This window comes from Frigoribacterium sp. AC512 (assembly GCF_979258295.1).
Map to the genome: position 1 here is coordinate 368,219 of NZ_OZ409850.1, position 17,071 is coordinate 385,289.

Here is a 17,071-nt window from a genome sequence, read left to right on the forward strand (position 1 = left end):
GCGTGCTGTCGCGAGGCAGGACCGCCCTCGCCGACCCCGCGAACGGGGGCCAGGGGCGGATCGGCTCATCGTATTCACACAGGCGGCGCAGAGGCAAGGGGCCCGGCGCGTCCTCCCGCGCCTTGCGTGAACGTTCACGGTGATTTAGTCTCAGGTCCGACACAGCCGTCGAAGCGCTTCGCCGAGACGAGTGACCAGATGTACGACGACTCGACGAGGAGGCCGAGATGACCACGATCCACGACGTTGCCAAGGCCGCCGGCGTCTCGATCAGCACCGTCTCGTACGCGCTCAGCGGCAAGCGGTCCATCCGGGCCGACACCCGCCTCCGGATCGACGCGGCCGTCCGCGACCTCGGCTACCGCGCCAACGCCGGAGCCCGGATGCTGGCCGGCACGCGGACGAACATCCTCGCCCTCAGCGCTCCCATGCACGCCGAGACGCACCCGCCCGCGTTCATGTCGTTCGTCGTCGCGATCGCGACGGCGGCCCGTCACCACGACTACGACATCCTGCTGCTGACCGAGGCCGACCCGCTCGAGGGCCTCCGCCGCGTGGCGTCGAGCCAGCTGGTCGACGGCGTCGTGCTGATGGACGTCGACACCGATGACGTCCGCCTCCCGCTGCTGCGCGAGCTCGACCTGCCGGCGACGGTCGTCGGCGTGCCCCGCGACACGACCGGGCTCGTCTGCGTCGACTTCGACTTCGAGGAGGCGGCGCGCACCTCGGTCCGCCGGCTCGCCGACCAGGGCCACCGGTCGATCGGCATGGTGGGCCACGCCGCGGCCCTCTACGAGCACGGCTCGAACTTCGCTCCGCGGTTCCGCGACGCCTTCGTCGCGGCGATCGAGGCCGACCCCCGCGGGCTGCGCGGCGCCGTCGCGCACGCGCCGGCGCCCGGCGACCTGCGTGACGCGGTCGAGGTGCTGCAGGAGGCGCTGCCCGACCTGACCGCGCTCGTCCTGAACTGCAACGAGGGCGCCCACCGCGCCGTGCTCCGGTCGCTCGCCGCCCGCGGCCTGCGCGTGCCCGACGACGTGTCCGTCGTCTCGGCCTGCTCGAGCTTCGACACGGCCGAGTTCGTGCCGGCGCTCGACGTCGTGCCGCTGCCCGCCGAGGAGTCGGGTCGCCGCGCGGTCGAGCTGACCATGGCCCAGCTCGACGGCCGGTCGACGGATCAGGTGCAGCTGATCGCGCCGACCTGGATCGCGGGCCGCTCGACCGCGGAGGTCGCCGTCTCCTGACTCCTCGACGCGCCCGGCGCTCGACGGCCCGTCGTCGAAGCGCTTCGACACTCCTTCCCCACCCGCACCACCCGCCCGCACCCACCCACCACCGAGAGGCCCCCGATGTCGACGCTGACGTCCCGCTCCCGCGACCTGCCCGAGCCCCGCACCTTCCCCTGGATCACCGACGGCCTCGCCCTCGGCGGCGACTGGTCGCCCGAGCAGTGGCCCGAGGAGCTCTGGGCCGACGACGTCGCCCTCATGCGCCGCGCCGGGGTGAACAGCATCAACCTCGCCGTCTTCTCCTGGGGCCTGCTCGAGGTCGCCGACGGCGAGTTCGACTTCGGCTGGCTCGACCGCGCGATGGACCTGCTCGCCGACGCCGGCATCGGCGTGAACCTCGCGACGCCGACCGCGGCGCCGCCGATCTGGCTGTTCCGGGCACACCCCGAGATCGGCCTCGTCACCGACCGCGGCGTGCGGGTCTCGCAGGGCGGCCGGCTCGGCTGGTCGCCGAGCTCGGCCGTGTTCCGCCGCTACGCGCTGCGGCTCGTCGAGACCATGGCGGCCCGCTACGCCGACCACCCGGCCCTCCGCCTCTGGCACGTAAGCAACGAGCTCGGCAACGAGAACTCGCACTGCTTCAGCGACGAGACCTCGGCCGCCTTCGCGACCTGGCTGGAGGCGCGGCACGGCACGGTCGACGCGCTGAACGCGCACTGGGGCTCGGCCTTCTGGGGCCACCGCTACACGTCGTTCGACCAGGTCGAGGCGCCCCGCTTCACCGGCACGAGCCACAACCCCGGCCTGCTGCTCGACTTCGAGCGCTTCAGCAGCGACGCCCTGCTCGGCCACTACCTCGCCGAGCGCGAGGTGCTGCGGCGCGTGACGCCCGAGGTGCCGATCACGACGAACTTCATGATCCAGAACCACCCGGGCGTGCACGACTACGCCGGCTGGGCACGCGAGGTCGACCTCGTCGCCAACGACCACTACACGATCGGCGTCGACCCGGAACGCTGGGGCGAGCTGGCCTTCAGCGCCGACCGCACGCGCGGGATGTCGCAGGGCGAGCCCTGGCTGCTGATCGAGCACTCGACCTCGGCCGTCAACTGGCAGCCGCGCAACCGCGCCAAGTCGCCCGGCGAGCTGGCGCGCAACAGCCTGGCCCACGTCGCACGAGGAGCCGACGGCGCCCTCTTCTTCCAGTGGCGCCAGTCGACCGCGGGCAGCGAGCAGCACCACTCGTCCGTCGTGCCGCACGCCGGTGCCGACAGCCGCGTCTACCGCGAGGTGGAGGCGCTCGGTGCGACCCTGCGCCGCATCGGCGCCGTGCGCGGGTCGACCGTCGAGCAGGCCCGTGTCGCGATCCTCTTCGACGAGATCAGCCCGAACGCGCTCCGCTCCGGGAACAACCCCAGCGTCGACGTCACCGCGCTCGACCAGCCGCTCGCGTTCCACCGCGCGCTGACGCGCAAGGGCGTCGCGGTCGACGTGGTCGCGCCCGCGAGCGACCTCTCCGGCTACGACCTCGTCGTCGTGGCGACCCTCTACCTGTGCCCCGAGGAGGCGGTGGCCGGCCTCGAGGCAGTCGTCGCCCGCGGCGGCACCGTCGTCGTCACCCCGTTCTCCGGCATCGTCGACCGACACAACCGCGTCGTCGCGGGCGGCTACCCGGGCGTGCTGCGCGAGCTGCTCGGGGTGCGCTCGGAGGAGTTCTACCCGCTGCTGCAGGGCGCCGAGGTCGAGCTGTCCGACGGCCGTCGCGGCCGCGTCTGGAGCGAGCTCGCCGAGCCCCGCGCCTGGGCCGCCGGCGCGGCCGCCACGGTCACGAGCACCTACGCCACGGGCCAGCTCGCCGGGCACCCCGCGACCTTCCGCCGTGAGGCCCCGGGCGGCGGAGCGGCGCTCTACCTCACCACGCACCTCGACGACGCCTCGCTCGCCGCCCTCGTGGACGAGCTCGTCGCCGAGCAGGGGATCGCGCCCGCCGCGGCCGGCGACGACGGCCTCGAGAGGGTGCGCCGCACCTCCTCGACCGGGTCGTGGCTCTTCGCGATCAACCACGGCGACGTCGACCAGCAGGTCGTCGCGACCGGGGTCGACCTCGTGTCGGGCGAGCGTGCCGACGGCTCGTTCACCGTCCCCGCCGGCGCAGTTGCGGTGATCGAGGAGACCACCGCCCGCTGACCCGCTGCGCGCCGCACCGTACCCGCACCGCACCGCACCCGTACCCGTACCGCCACCGCACCGCCCGCGTCGAAGGAGATGCAGATGAGACACCCGAAGACCGTGAGGGCCGCAGCGCTCGCGACCCTCCTGATCGGGGGAGCCGCGCTGAGCGGCTGCTCCGCCGTGGGCGGCGACGACGTCGTCCGCCTCGAGTACTGGGGCTGGGGGGTCGGCCAGACCGAGCAGGTCGCCCTCTGGAACGCCGCGAACCCGGACGTCCAGGTGCGGCACACCGACGCCGGAGGCGGCACGGACTCGGCCGCGAAGCTCCTGACCTCGAGCCGGGCCGGCAACGCCCCGGACGTGGCGCTCGCCGAGTACACGACGATCCCCTCGTTGGTGATCGCGGACGTGCCGCGCGACATCACCGACCTCGTGGCCGACGTCGACGACGCGTTCACCGAGGGCACCTGGGCCCAGACGACGTTCGGCGGGCAGGTCTACGCCCTGCCGCAGGACGCCGGGCCCATGGTGCTCACCTACCGCGCCGACCTGCTCGCCGAGACGGGCCAGGCCGTCCCGACGACGTGGCAGGAGTTCGGCGACGTCGCCCGGGCCGTGCACGAGCAGCGGCCCGACACGGTGCTCGCCGCCGTCCCGGCCGGCGAGCTCGGCTTCTGGGCCGGGGTCTCGGCCCAGGCCGGTGCCGACTGGTGGTCGGTCGACGAGGACGGCTGGACGGTCGGCATCGCCGACGAGCGGATGCTCGAGGTGGCCGACTTCTTCGAGCAGCTCGCCGCCGACGGCTCGATCGACACCGACCCCGTGCTCTCGCCCGAGTACAACAAGCGCGTCAACGACGGCACGATCGGCGGCTGGGCCGCGGGCATCTGGGCGCCGAGCGTGCTCGGCGGCGTCGCCCCCGACACCTCCGGCTCGTGGGCGATCACGCCGCTGCCCGAGTGGACGCCCGGCGACGCCGCGGTGCCGTTCCAGGGCGGCTCGGCGCTGATCGTCACGAAGAACAGCGAGCACCCCGAGGAGGCGGCGGCGTTCGCCAAGTGGATGAACGCGAGCACCGAGGGCAACCAGTCGCTGCTCGACGTGCGCGGCGTCTACCCCGCGTCGATCGAGGGCCAGGGGCTCGCGATCGGCAACGCGCCGCCCTCGCTGATGCCGCAGCAGACCGACTTCTACGACGTCGCCGCCGAGGTCTCGGAGGACGTCCTCCCCACCACGTGGGGCCCCAACGTCGCGCTCGCGACGACCACGCTCACCGACGAGCTGAACGCGGCGATCGCGGCCGGCACCCCGTGGCGCGACGCCTTCGTCGCGACCCAGGCCGTCGTCGTGGCCGACATGGAGGAAGTGGGATACCAGGTGACCACGAATGGCTGACACCGCGCTGCGCCCGGAGATGACGCACCCCGTGACCGCGAGCCCGGCCCCGCGCCCGGCGCGCGGCCGTCGCCGGAGCCCGCTGGCTCCCTACTTGTTCGTCGCGCCGGCCGTCGTGCTGTTCGTGGTGTTCATGCTGATCCCCCTCGGCTACACGATCTGGTCGAGCCTCCGGGCCTACCGGATCGAGGAGGGGGCGTCGGTGCTCGGCGTCCGCGTCGACCGCTTCGTCGGCCTCGAGAACTACGTCGCCGTGCTGCAGGACGCCGAGCTGCTCGCCAGCTTCGGCCGGCTCGGCATCTACGGAGTGATCGCGGTGCCGCTGACGCTCGGGCTCGCGCTCCTCTTCGCGCTGCTGCTCGACGTTCCCGCCGTCCGTGCGAAGCGGTTCGCGCGCACGGCGATCTTCATCCCCTACGCCGTGCCCGGCATCACCGCGGCGCTGCTCTGGGGCTTCATGTACCTGCCGAGCACCAGCCCGTTCTCGTACGTGACGAACGCGCTGGGCTGGGGGCCGATCCCGTTCCTCGAGGCCGGCGGCCTGTTCGGCTCGCTCGCCAACATCGCCGTCTGGGGCGGCGTCGGCTTCAACATGATCATCATCTACACGTCGCTCCGCGGCATCCCGGCCGAGATCTACGAGTCGGCCCGCCTCGACGGCGCGAGCGAGCTCCAGGTCGCCCTGCGCATCAAGGTGCCGCTCGTCGTCCCCGCGCTCGTCCTCACCGGCGTCTTCGCGCTGATCGGCACGCTGCAGCTGTACGGCGAGCCGAACACCCTCCGTCCCCTGACCACCGAGATCACCCAGAGCTGGGCACCGCTGATGACCATCTACCGCGACGCGTTCCTGACCGACGACCTCCCGTCGGCCGCCGCCTCCTCGACCATCCTCGCGCTCGGGACAGTCGCCCTCTCGGCGATCGTGCTCGCCGTCGCGAACCGCCGCCGGAAGGAGGGCGTCTCGTGACCGCCCTCGACACGCGCCGCGGCGCCCGTGCCGAGGCCGACACCGGCCGAGGAGGCGCGGGCGCGGCCCGCAGGACCACCCGCTCGGGCGGCCCCTCGCCCCACGCGAGCCGCCGGGGCAAGCTGCTGCCCACCATCGTGCTGCTCATCGGCGCCTTCTACTGCCTCGTGCCGGTCGCCTGGGTGTTCGTCGCCTCGTCGAAGTCGCCGGGCGAGCTCTTCACCTCGTTCTCGTTCGCCCCCGGCACCGGCCTGCTCGGCAACCTCGGCGACCTGTTCGCCTACGAGGGCGGCCAGTACGGGCTGTGGGCCGCGAACTCGCTGCTCTACGCGGGGGTCGGCGGCGTGCTGTCGACGCTCGTCTCGACGATGGCGGGCTACGCCCTGGCGAAGTTCGCGTTCCGCGGGAGGAACCTGATCTTCTTCATGATCCTCGCGGGGGTGCTCATCCCGGGCATCACCCTGGCGATCCCGCAGTACATCCTGCTCAGCGAGATCGGGCTGGCGGGCGGGCCGATCTCGGTGCTGCTGCCGATCATCATCAGCCCGTTCGGCATCTACCTCTCGCGGGTGTTCGCCCAGTCGGCGGTGCCGCAGGAGATCCTCGAGGCGTCGCGCATCGACGGTGCGGGCGAGTGGCGCATCTTCCGGCACATCGTGCTGCCGATCATGGTGCCCGGCATGGTGACCGTGTTCCTGCTGCAGTTCGTCGGCATCTGGAACAACTTCCTGCTGCCGTTCGTGATGCTCAGCGACCAGGCCGACTACCCGCTCACCGTCGGCCTCTACACGCTGCTGTCGAAGGGGTCCGGCGCCCCGGCGCTGTACTCGCTCGCCATCACCGGGGCGGCCGTGTCGATCATCCCGCTGACGCTGCTCGTGCTGTTCCTGCAGCGCTTCTGGCGGCTCGACCTGATCTCGGGAGGGCTGAAGGGCTGATGACCGACCCGCTCCGCACCTCCTCGGCCGTCAGCTCGCCGTCCACCACCCCCTCGACCCCCGCGTCCCGCGCACGCCCGGAAGGCAGCACCGCATGAAGTTCACCGACGGCTACTGGGAGATCCTGCCCGGCGTCACCGCCTTGTACGCCCAGGAGGCGCACGACGTCTGGGAGCAGGACGGCGGCCTCGTCGCCTACGCCCCGACGAAGCGCATCGCGGGGCGCGGGGACACCCTCAACCGGCCGATGCTCACCGTGTCGCTGTCGTCGCCGGCCGAGGGCGTCATCCGCGTCCGGATCGACCACCACCAGGGCGCGCGCGGCCGCGGCGGGTTCGACCTGCCCGGCGACGACGGCTCCCGGGTCGGCGAGGTCAGCGTCGTCGACGGCGTCGGCACGCTCACCTCGGGGGAGCTCACCGCGACCGTCTCCGAGGGCGCGCCCTGGTCGCTCGAGTTCAGCTCGGGCGGCGAACGGCTGACGGGCTCGGGGCACCGGTCAGTCGGGTACGTGACCGACGCCTCCGGCCGGTCGTTCGTGCACGAGCAGCTCGACCTCGGCGTCGGCGAGCACGTCTACGGCCTGGGGGAGCGCTTCGGCCCGCTCGTGAAGAACGGCCAGACGGTCGAGATCTGGAACGCCGACGGCGGCACGTCGAGCGAGCAGGCCTACAAGAACGTGCCCTTCTACCTGACGAACAAGGGCTACGGCGTGCTCGTCGACGACCCGGGCGCCGTCTCGTTCGAGGTCGGCACCGAGTCGGTCGAGCGCGTGCAGTTCTCGGTCGAGGGCGAGTCGCTCGAGTACCTCGTGATCGCCGGGCCGACGGGCAAGGACGTGCTCGAGCGCTACACGGCGCTCGCCGGCCGCCCTGCCCTCGTGCCGGCCTGGAGCTACGGCCTCTGGCTGACGACGAGCTTCACGACCGACTACGACGAGGCGACGGTCACGTCGTTCATCGACGGGTTCGCCGAGCGCGACCTGCCGCTGTCGGCGTTCCACTTCGACTGCTTCTGGATGCGGGAGTTCAGCTGGACCGACTTCGTCTGGGACCCTCGCGCGTTCCCCGATCCCGACGCGATGCTCGCGCGGCTGCACGACAAGGGCCTGCACGTCTGCGTCTGGGTCAACCCCTACATCGCGCAGCGCTCGCCGCTCTTCGCCGAGGGCGCCGCGGCGGGGTACCTCGTGAAGAAGGCGAACGGCGACGTCTGGCAGTGGGACATGTGGCAGGCGGGCATGGCGCTGGTCGACTTCACGAACCCGGAGGCGGTGGCCTGGTACCAGGGCTACCTGCGGCAGCTCACGGCGCAGGGAGTCGACTCGTTCAAGACCGACTTCGGCGAGCGGATCCCGACCGACGTCGTCTGGCACGACGGCAGCCACCCCGAGGCGATGCACAACCTCTACGCGCAGCTCTACAACCGCGCGGTGCACGAGGTGCTGGTCGACGAGCGGGGCGAACGCGACGCCGTCGTCTTCGCCCGCTCGGCGACCGTCGGCGGCCAGACGATGCCCGTGCACTGGGGCGGCGACAACTCGTCGAGCCACGTGTCGATGGCCGAGACGCTGCGCGGCGGGCTGTCGCTGTCGATGGGCGGCTTCGGCTTCTGGGCGCACGACATGGGCGGCTTCGAGGGGCTGCCCGACGCGGGCGTCTTCAAGCGCTGGCTCGCCTTCGGCCTGCTCTCGTCGCACTCGCGGCTGCACGGGTCGAGCTCGTACCGGGTGCCGTGGCTGTTCGACGACGAGGCCGTCGACGTCACGCGGTCGTTCACGAAGCTCAAGCTGTCGCTGATGCCGTACCTGTTCCAGGCGGGCGTCGAGGCGCACGAGCGGGGAGTGCCCGTCATGCGGCCGATGGTGCTCGAGTTCGACCGCGACCGCGCCGTCGTGCACGTCGACACGCAGTACATGCTCGGCCCCGACCTGCTCGTCGCGCCGGTGTTCTCGGCCGACGGCACCGTCGAGGTGTACCTGCCGCACGGCCGCTGGACGAACTGGTTCACCGGCGAGGTCGTCGAGGGCGGGTCGTGGCGCACCGAGCGGCACGGCTTCGACACCCTGCCGCTGTACGTCCGCGAGGGCGCGGTCGTGCCCGTCGGCGCCCGGGACGACCGGCCCGACTACGACTACCTGGACGGGCTGACGCTGCACGTGTTCCCCGGGCCCGACGGGGTACGCGAGGTCACCGTGACCGACCAGGCGACAGCGTCGCCGACCGTCTTCCGAGTCGAGAGACGAGGAGGCGCGATGGAGGTGACCGGGCCCGAGGGCGCGACCCTGCCTGCCCTGGTGGTGCGCGCCTCTTAGGCGGCTCGCTCGGTTGTCGCATCACGTTCCGAGCATCCCGTCGCGCCACGGCGGGACGCGATGCTCGGAACGAGACGTGACACTCGCCACCCCCGGCCGGGGGCCAGCCCGGGGTACGGGGCGACGCCACCGGCCGGGGTACGACCGGTCGCGCGTCAGCCGGGAGAACCAGCGCGATCATTGTGCTCGTCGCCGATCAGGCGTATATCTCAGTCAACGGGGAACGTCAGCACGTCCGACACGTGTGCTCTGGTGCCTCCTCTCCGCAGTCAGGTGCCGCCATGGCCCGCACGACGTCCACCCTCCTTCTCTCGCGGACGGCCGTCGTGCTCGGCGTCGCCGCCGCCCTCACGGTCACGGCCGCGCTGCCGGCCCAGGCCGACACGGTGATCCCGGGCCCGGTGGGGCTCGGCTCCGCCGCGACCTACGGCGTCCTCGCGAGCTCGGCGATCACCAACACCGGCCCCAGCGTCGTCGACGGCGACATCGGCGTGAGCGCCGAGGGCGCGATCACCGGGTTCGACCCCGCGACGGGCCCCGGCGTGATCGCCGCGGGAGGCGTCGTGCACGTCAACGACGCCGCCTCGGCCCAGGCGCAGGCCGACCTCACGACCGCCTACGACGTCGCGCGGTCGCTGACGCCGCAGGAATCCGGCGTCACCGAGCTGGCCGGTCGGTCGCTGACCCCCGGCGTCTACTCGGGCGGCGAGGTCGCGCTGTCGGCCAACGGCGCCCTGACCTTCGCCGGCACGGCGGAGTCGGTCTGGGTCATCCAGGCGTCGAGCACCCTCACCATCGGCTCGGCGACGACGATGATCCTGCCCCCGGGCGCGAGCGCCTGCAACGTCTTCTGGCAGGTCGGCAGCTCGGCCACCATCGGCACCGGATCGCAGTTCCGGGGCACCGTCCTCGCGCAGACGTCCGTCAGCGTGAACGACGGCTCGACCGTGATCGGCCGTCTCCTCGCCCGCACCGGCGCCGTGACCTTGATCAACGACGCGATCACCGTGCCGGAGGACTGCGCGGCCGGCGACGTGACCAGCAACCCGACCATCACCTCCGGAGCGCCCACCACGGCCACGGCGGGCACGCCCTACACCTTCCCCGTGACGGCCAGCGGAGCCCCCTCCCCGACCTTCACGGTCACGGCGGGCACCCTGCCCGCCGGACTGAGCCTCGACTCCGGCGCCGGCGTCATCTCGGGCACGCCCACGACGCCCGGCTCGACGACCGTGACGATCACCGCCTCGAACGGCGACGCGCCCGACGACAGCGAGACGTACGTGATCACCGTCGACGCGGCGGCGGTCGTGCCGCCGGTCGTCGTGCCGCCCGTGACCACGCCGCCGGTCACGACGCCGCCCGTGACGCCCGCCGTCCCGGTCACTCCCGTCGCCGACCGCACCCGCGGCCAGCTCTCCGCCCAGCGCCTCGCGAACACGGGTGCCGAGAGCACGCTGCCCGCACTGCTCGCCGGGCTCGCGCTGGTGTCGGGCGTCGCGCTCGTCGTCACGGCCGCGTCGCGTCGCCGCCGCGGCGCCCACGTCGCCCGCTGAGACGACCCTGCTGACCGGCTGGGCGGCCGTCCGCGGCCGCCCGCCCGGCCTCTCGTGTCCCGTCTCGTTCCGAGCATCCCGTCGCGCCACGACGGGACGGGATGCTCGGAACGAGACGGGACACGGGGGCGGGCGCGTCCGAGCAGGCCCGTGCTCGGGGGTGGTGACGCGGGGTCGTCGGTGCGAGAGGATGGAGCCGCTTCATCCGTGCCAGCACCTCCGCGACCGCGCATCTGTGACGAACCGGCCCGCCGGCACGTCCTGACAGAGGCGGGCCCGCCTCACCAGCGACGAGTGCAGGCCGGGAACGGACCAGGAGAACCACTCATGACCAGCACCGAGACCGTCGGATCCACCGGGACGACAGGCACTGCCAGCACCGGCGCCGCGTCCGGCACCGTCAGCGACCTGGAGACCCGTCTCTCCGAGCGCGTCGAGGACTCCGCCGCCGCCGTCGAGCCCGAGGCGGAGCCGCGCTTCGAGAAGGTCCAGTTCGCGAGCGACGACCTCGAGGAGGCGCGCGGCAGCCTCGAGAGCGTCTACGACGGCCGCCAGTTCCGGGCACGCGCCACGGGGGAGCCGTTCGCGTTCCGCTTCGCCTCCGCGGGCGACTCGCGCCTGAGCCTGCAGACCGGCACCTTCACGGCGCACCTGCAGGGCGTCATCCCGTGGTCGCGCGACTACGCGATGTCGTGGTTCCGCTCCGGCTCCGTGACCGTCGACTACCCGGTCGGGCAGCTGACGAGCGAGGGCTCGCGCCCGTTCCTCACGCCGACCGAGACGTCGTTCGCGTTCTCGATGACGCCGCACCGGCACGGCATCGTGCACGTCGACGCGTCGTTCTTCGAGGCGGTCGCCAGCGAGCGCCACGCGGGGCCGCCGCAGCGGATCGTCTTCGACTACGCGGCCGTGCCGACCGACGCGGCGCTCGCCGCGTGGCGGACGACCCTCGGCGACGTGACCCCGCTGATCGTCGGCGAGGAGACCCCCGCGCTGGCCCGCCACGCCGCCCAGCAGGCGCTCGTCCGGGGCATGCTCGACCTGTTCCCCTGGCAGGCGGTGGACGTCCCCGACGCCCTGCGGACCGAGCGCACCCGTCGCCTCCGCCAGGCGGCCGAGTACGTGCACACCTACGCCGACCAGGCCATCACCACCGCCGACATCGCGACCGCGGCGGGCATGCACACCCGCACCCTGCAGCTGCTGATGAGCGAGCACCTCGGCTCGAGCCCCACCAACTACGTCCGGCACGTGCGCCTGGACCGCGCCCGACAGGACCTGCTCTCGTCCGAGCCCGGCTCGGTGCTCGTGTCCGACGTCGCCCGCAAGTGGGGCTTCGGCAACCTCGGCCGCTTCTCGGCGTCGTACTCCGCGCGGTTCGGCGAGTACCCGCGCGACACGCTCGCGCGCTGAGCGCGACTGCCGTGCTTCCTGCGGTGCCGGGCCCGCGCCTCCTGCGCTGCCCGGCTCGCGTCTGCTGGACCGTGCCCGCACCTCCTGCGGTGCCCGGCCCGCGCCTCCTCGGGTCGGCGGTTCACAGGCAGCTCGGGGTGCTCTCGCGGGGGCCGGGCGTACGGTCCGCGACATGAGCACCGACGACAAGTCCGACGAGACCATGACGAGCCCGATGATGGACGGCGCCGAGGAGGCGACGGCCGAGGAGAAGACGGACGGCCTGTCCGAGCAGGCCGACGCCGACCACCGCGACGGAGGCGGCACCGGCAGCCGCGAGGGCGACGTGCGCGAGCGCGCCGCCCAGCACGACGCTCAGTCGGACGTCTGACCGCCAGGCGGCTCGGCCGCGGGCACGCCACCCCGAGCTGCACCCCCGATCCCGCACTGCACCTCGCGTTCAGGGGGTGTAGTGCCGGTCCGGGGGTGTAGCTCGTGGTCGGCTGCGGCTGCGGCTGCGGCGGGTGGGCTCAGGCTCCGGCGGGCACCGGCGCACGGAACCAGTCGAGCAGGGCGCGCACCGCGGGGTCGAGGTCGGCCCGGCTGCGTGAGTGGTCGAGCGCCGCGCCGCTGACGTCCGCGTAGCCGGGGATCGCCTCGGCGAGCTCGTCGGTCGTGGGTCGGTAGCCCATCGACCACTCGGCGAAACGGGGCTGATCGATCGACTCGCGCAGCAGCTCGACCACATCGGTGTGCCGCGGGTCGGCGGCGATGAGCTCGTAGCGGGCCTGCACGACCTCGTCGGGACCCTCGAGCACCTGGACGAAGCGCCCCTGCTTGTGCATCAGGAACCCCGACAGGCCCAGCCGGCGGTTGTTCGCGCGGCTGTTCATGAGCAAGGTGGCGAGGTCGCCGTCGGTCGGACGGACGCGTGAGGCACTGGTGTAGACGATCGAGAGCATGAGGGCCTTTCGGGGGATCCTTCGAGCTTGCCCGCTGTGCACCGCGCCGTCACGCCCCAGAGCGGGGGCTGCTCCGCGCCGTCAGAGCCGTCTACCCCCGCGCCGCCCGGTCAGCGCCGCTAGCGCGCGAGCGTGTCGCGGGGGTACTCGCCGACGTGGTCGGCGTAGCTGGCCGAGAAGCGGCCGAGGTTGCCGAAGCCCCAGCGGCGCGCGACGGATGCGACGGTCGTCTCGTGCGGCGAGGCGGCGAGCAGGTCGGCCCGGACGCGGTCGAGTCGGACCTGGCGCAGGTACGCCGAGGGCGACGTGCCGAGGTGCTCGCTCATCGCGAGCTGCAGGCTGCGGGTGTGCAGGCCGACGGCAGCCGCGACGTCGGAGGGGCTGATCGCCTCGGCCGCGTGCGCGTGCAGGTACTCGAGGGCGTGCCGCACGCGGACGGTGCCGGGCGTGCGGAGCGAGCGGGGGACGTCGACGACCTGCCAGCGCCAGGTGCGGAGCACGGCCCGCGCCGTGCTCAGCTGCGCCTCGAGCCGGAGCAGGGGAGGGACGACCTCGCCGACGACGGCCTCGGTGGCCCCCGCCATCGTCGTCCGCCAGTCGGCGATCGCTTCCGCGCCGGGCGCGCTCGACGTGTCGAAGGCGACGCGCTGGGAGGGCCCGCCGTGAAGCTCGGTCGCGGTCTGCTCGAGGAACTCGGTGCCGAGCCGGACCAGGTGGCTCTGCCGCGGCCGGAACTCGAACTCGAACGAGTCCTCGGCGGGGATGAGGAACGGGGTCGACCCCTCGGTGCGGTACGTCTCCGACCCGCGACGGACCGTCGCCGACCCGCTGCGGAACCACATGACGAAGTGGGCGTCGGGGAAGGGGATCTCGCCCTCCATGTGCCCGCTGAACCGCGACGTCTGCAGGCTGACGCGCTCGTCGCCCGCCGTGACGTAGCGGTACGAGAACGGCACACTGGAGGGGCGTGCGTCGAACCGGCGCCCGCCGTGGTGGTCGGCGCGGCTGCGCAGCACTTCGTGCAGGTCCGTGCCCTGCTCGACGGCACGGCTGTACGCCGGCACGTCGAGGCGCGCGGATTCGTCCGACATCGGGGATCGTCTCGTCTCTGCAGGGGTCTGGGCAGGAAGAGCTGAATCGTGCCACAGGCCGCCGACATCCGACCCGTGGACGGTCAGGCGCGCGAGCGCGCCTCCGCGTCGACGAGGGCGAGCGAGACGTCCCACAGGCGGTCGGCCTGGGCAGGGTCGAGCGCCCAGGCGCGGACGCCGTGCAGCCCGTCGACGATCGCGTCGACCACCTCGGCCTCGTGGCAGTCCTCGAAGTAGCGGCCCCGCACCTCCGCCAGCTCCGGCGCGGTGGCGAGCAGCACCGACGTCGCCGCACCCTGCTCGGGCGTCTTGACCACGTCGGCCGCCGCGACCTTGGTGGCGGCGAGCACGTCCGGGTCCCAGTGCTTCTGCAGGCCCGTCCAGATGCCGCCGGGCATGCACGAGTTCGCGACGATGCCGTCGTCGGCCCAGCGTGCGCTCGCCCCGACGGCGAAGAGGGCGTTCGCCGTCTTCGACTGGGCGTAGGCGAGGCCGGGCTCGTAGCGCCTCCGCCGGAAGAACAGGTCGTCGAACACGACGGGCGACCCGCCGTTGCCGCTCGACGAGACGGAGACGATCCGCGCGCCGCCGGCCGCGGCGAGGGCGTCGTGCAGGCCCAGGGCCAGTGCGAAGTGGCCGAGGTGGTTCGTCGCGAACTGGAGCTCCCACCCCGCGGCCGTGTAGGTCTCAGGCGAGTCCATGACGCCGGCGTTGGCGATCAGGATGTCGAGCGGTCCGGTCCACGCGGCCGCGACGCCCTCGACCGAGGCGGGCCGGTCGAGGTGCAGCTCGACCACGTCGGGCGCGGGCCCGCCGGTCGAGCGGGCGATGTCGTCGGCGACCGCACGCCCCGCGGCCAGGTCGCGCACGGCCAGCGTCACCCGGGCGCCGGCCCCGGCCAGGGCGCGTGCCGTCTCCACCCCGATGCCCGAGGAGGCGCCTGTCACGAGGGCGGTCCGCCCGCCGAGGTCGACCCCCTCGAGCGTCTCGGCCGCCGTCGTCCTCGCCCCGAAGGTGCTGATGTCGCGTGTCGTCACGTCGTCCCTCTCGCTCGTCGTCGCGACCCTACGCCGGGCCGCCGACGTCAGGCGGAATCGCCGGCGTCAGGCGGCGGCAGCTGCCGCGCGGCGCGCCCGGCGGTCGGCCTCGAGGCCGTCGAGGAGGCGGGTGTCCAGCGAGTGGGCCAGCGCGACCTCGGCGACCACCGCCTCCTTGTCGGCGTCGGTCCACGGGGCGGCGTCGAGCTGCTCGCGGTAGGTGGCCCGGAAGAGCGCCGGGTCGGCGACCTCGGCGAAGACGTAGAAGCCCACGCCGTTGACGTCGAAGCCGTAGTGCTTCTGCAGCAGCGTGCTGATGAAGCGCCCGCACGACAGGTCGCCGAGGTAGCGCGTGTAGTGGTGCGCGACGAGGGCCCCCGCCGAGGTCGCGGCGACCGTCTCGAGCCTCTCGACGTAGTCACGCGTCGCGGGCAGGGCGACGACGCGGTCGCGCCAGGCGTCGCCGAGCAGGAACTCGAGGTCGGACTCGAGGGCCGGCAGCCGGGTCGCGCCGGTCGTGACGAACGGCGCGACGACCGGGTGCGCCGCCATCGCCGAGGAGGCGCCCTCGAGCGCCCGGTACACGAACCAGTACTGCGCGACGAGCTGGGCGTAGTCGTCGACGCCGCAGGTGCCGCGCAGCAGGTCGGTCATGAAGTCGGCGCCGCCGCTGGTGCCGTGGCGACTGGTCGTCCGGGCCCGCAGGAACTCCGAGAAGGGGACGACGTCGGTCACGATGGACTCCGCTCGGTCGGACGGTGCTGCTGGCGGGGGCGGTGCACGAGACGGCGGGGCCGCCTCCTGCTCGATCGTACTTAGGCCACCCTTACTTTGTCGAGGGCTCGGGCCACGTCTTCAGCATTCAGGACTTCGCGACGCGCGGTTCCTGATCCGTGCACGGCTCAGGAAGGAGTCTCCCCCGCCGCGCAGATCAGGAGCCGTCTTCCTGAATGAGGAGAGGGAGAGGAGGACGTGCGGGGCGGGCCGGCCGCGAGGGTCGGGGGCATGCTGGGCCGATGGACGACGACGAGAAGAAGAGCATCCGCGACGACTTCCACGACGCGGTGAACATGACCCCGCACGAGCTCGAGCAGTGGCTCGAGACCGACGAGGCGAAGGAGGTGGGGCAGAAGTCCTCCGACGGCGCCGAGTCGGTGGGGCACGACAGCGGACGCAAGATCGTCGGCATCCTCCGCACCAAGGTGGCCGACCTGGGGGACGACGACTACGCGCACATGAAGAAGGTGACGGGCTACGTGCACCGTCACGCCGCCCAGGGGCCGGAGGGCGACGCCCACGACTCGAAGTGGCGCTTCTCGCTGATGAACTGGGGCAACGACCCGGAGAAGAGCGAGTAGACGAAGAAGTAGCGGCCGCGGCCGCCGCGACGCGGCCGCGCACGGCGACGGCCCCGCCCCTCCACGAAGGAGGAACGGGGCCGTCGCCGTCTGCGGGCCGGGGCCCGGGCGTACGGACTACGCCTGGACGTCGCCGCGCCAGGCGCCGTCGGCCTGGCCCTTCGACTCGATGTACTGCTTGAAGTTGGCGAGGTCCTTCTTGATGGCCCGGCCGTCGGAGCCGATGGCCGCGCCCAGCTTCTCGAGGACGCCCTCGATGGTCCAGTCGATCTGCACGGTGACGCGCGTCTCGGTGTCGCTGAGCTTGTGGAACGTCACGACGCCGGCGTGGTCGACCTCGCCGCCGGTGCTCGTCCAGGCGACGCGCTCGTCGGGGTGCTGCTCGGTGATCTCCGCCTCGAAGGTCTTCTCGACCGGTCCGACCTTGACCTTCCACACCGTGAGCGTGGGGGTGGTCTGCGTGATCGACTCGACCTCGTCGAGGAACTTCGGGAACTCCTCGAACTGGGTCCACTGGTCGTACGCGGTGCGGACGGGGACCTCGACGTCGATCGTCTCGATGGCCTGTGCCATGGTGTTCTCCTCTTGTCGTGATGTCGTGGGGCGGGCGAGCCCCGGTGGGCCGGGGCCCGGAGGGGCTGGCCCTGGTGGGCGGCCTCG

At 72.8% G+C, this 17,071-nt stretch carries 15 protein-coding genes; 10 read left to right on the plus strand and 5 right to left on the minus strand.

Annotation, left to right across the window (positions count from 1 at the left end; all coding sequences use genetic code 11):
• The first annotated feature begins 227 nt into the window (after positions 1–227).
• From ACZZ97_RS01550 to ACZZ97_RS01590, 9 genes are all read left to right on the plus strand, one after another.
• Positions 228–1,244 (plus strand): LacI family DNA-binding transcriptional regulator, encoded by a 1,017-nt coding sequence (locus ACZZ97_RS01550; protein WP_463472054.1) that lies wholly within the window; start codon positions 228–230, stop codon positions 1,242–1,244.
• A 105-nt stretch (positions 1,245–1,349) separates the two neighbouring features.
• On the plus strand, positions 1,350–3,416 hold the full coding sequence (locus tag ACZZ97_RS01555; protein WP_463472055.1) for a beta-galactosidase: 2,067 nt from the start codon (positions 1,350–1,352) through the stop codon (positions 3,414–3,416).
• 84 nt (positions 3,417–3,500) lie between these two features.
• Positions 3,501–4,796: an ABC transporter substrate-binding protein gene (locus ACZZ97_RS01560; RefSeq protein WP_463472056.1), complete on the plus strand. Its 1,296-nt coding sequence runs from the start codon at positions 3,501–3,503 to the stop codon at positions 4,794–4,796.
• Positions 4,789–5,763: a carbohydrate ABC transporter permease gene (locus ACZZ97_RS01565; RefSeq protein ID WP_314102149.1), complete on the plus strand. Its 975-nt coding sequence runs from the start codon at positions 4,789–4,791 to the stop codon at positions 5,761–5,763. The genes ACZZ97_RS01560 and ACZZ97_RS01565 overlap by 8 nt, the downstream gene beginning before the upstream one ends.
• On the plus strand, positions 5,760–6,701 hold the full coding sequence (locus ACZZ97_RS01570; RefSeq protein WP_463472057.1) for a carbohydrate ABC transporter permease: 942 nt from the start codon (positions 5,760–5,762) through the stop codon (positions 6,699–6,701). The genes ACZZ97_RS01565 and ACZZ97_RS01570 overlap by 4 nt, the downstream gene beginning before the upstream one ends.
• A 94-nt stretch (positions 6,702–6,795) precedes the next feature.
• Positions 6,796–9,015 carry an alpha-xylosidase gene (gene yicI / locus ACZZ97_RS01575; protein ID WP_463472058.1) on the plus strand — a complete coding sequence of 740 codons (2,220 nt, stop codon included), beginning with the start codon at positions 6,796–6,798 and terminating at the stop codon, positions 9,013–9,015.
• Positions 9,016–9,296: 281 nt separating this feature from the next.
• Positions 9,297–10,571 (plus strand): ice-binding family protein, encoded by a 1,275-nt coding sequence (locus ACZZ97_RS01580; protein WP_463472059.1) that lies wholly within the window; start codon positions 9,297–9,299, stop codon positions 10,569–10,571.
• A gap of 327 nt (positions 10,572–10,898) precedes the next feature.
• Positions 10,899–11,984: an AraC family transcriptional regulator gene (locus tag ACZZ97_RS01585; RefSeq protein WP_463472060.1), complete on the plus strand. Its 1,086-nt coding sequence runs from the start codon at positions 10,899–10,901 to the stop codon at positions 11,982–11,984.
• A 172-nt stretch (positions 11,985–12,156) separates the two neighbouring features.
• Positions 12,157–12,354, plus strand: a complete 198-nt coding sequence (locus tag ACZZ97_RS01590) for a hypothetical protein (RefSeq protein ID WP_123546943.1) — start codon at positions 12,157–12,159, stop codon at positions 12,352–12,354.
• 139 nt (positions 12,355–12,493) lie between these two features.
• On the opposite strand, the gene ACZZ97_RS01595 is transcribed toward ACZZ97_RS01590, so the two are convergent.
• From ACZZ97_RS01595 to ACZZ97_RS01610, 4 genes are all read right to left on the minus strand, one after another.
• On the minus strand, positions 12,494–12,925 hold the full coding sequence (locus tag ACZZ97_RS01595) for a BLUF domain-containing protein (RefSeq protein ID WP_314103088.1): 432 nt from the start codon (positions 12,923–12,925) through the stop codon (positions 12,494–12,496).
• Positions 12,926–13,044: 119 nt separating this feature from the next.
• A complete protein-coding gene (locus ACZZ97_RS01600) occupies positions 13,045–14,016 on the minus strand; it encodes an AraC family transcriptional regulator (protein ID WP_463472061.1) in 972 nt (323 codons plus the stop codon).
• Positions 14,017–14,099: 83 nt separating this feature from the next.
• Positions 14,100–15,053 (minus strand): SDR family NAD(P)-dependent oxidoreductase, encoded by a 954-nt coding sequence (locus ACZZ97_RS01605; RefSeq protein ID WP_463472062.1) that lies wholly within the window; start codon positions 15,051–15,053, stop codon positions 14,100–14,102.
• Positions 15,054–15,119: 66 nt separating this feature from the next.
• Complete coding sequence (locus ACZZ97_RS01610) at positions 15,120–15,788, minus strand: biliverdin-producing heme oxygenase (protein ID WP_463472063.1); 669 nt, start codon at positions 15,786–15,788, stop codon at positions 15,120–15,122.
• A gap of 281 nt (positions 15,789–16,069) precedes the next feature.
• Between ACZZ97_RS01610 and ACZZ97_RS01615 the strand changes: the two genes are divergently transcribed.
• Entirely contained in the window at positions 16,070–16,411 is a 342-nt protein-coding gene (locus ACZZ97_RS01615) for a DUF3140 domain-containing protein (protein WP_463472064.1), read from the plus strand.
• A gap of 117 nt (positions 16,412–16,528) precedes the next feature.
• Here ACZZ97_RS01615 and ACZZ97_RS01620 read toward each other — a convergent pair whose 3' ends face one another.
• Positions 16,529–16,984, minus strand: coding sequence for an SRPBCC family protein (locus ACZZ97_RS01620; protein WP_463472065.1), 456 nt, complete (start codon positions 16,982–16,984; stop codon positions 16,529–16,531).
• Positions 16,985–17,071 lie beyond the last annotated feature (87 nt).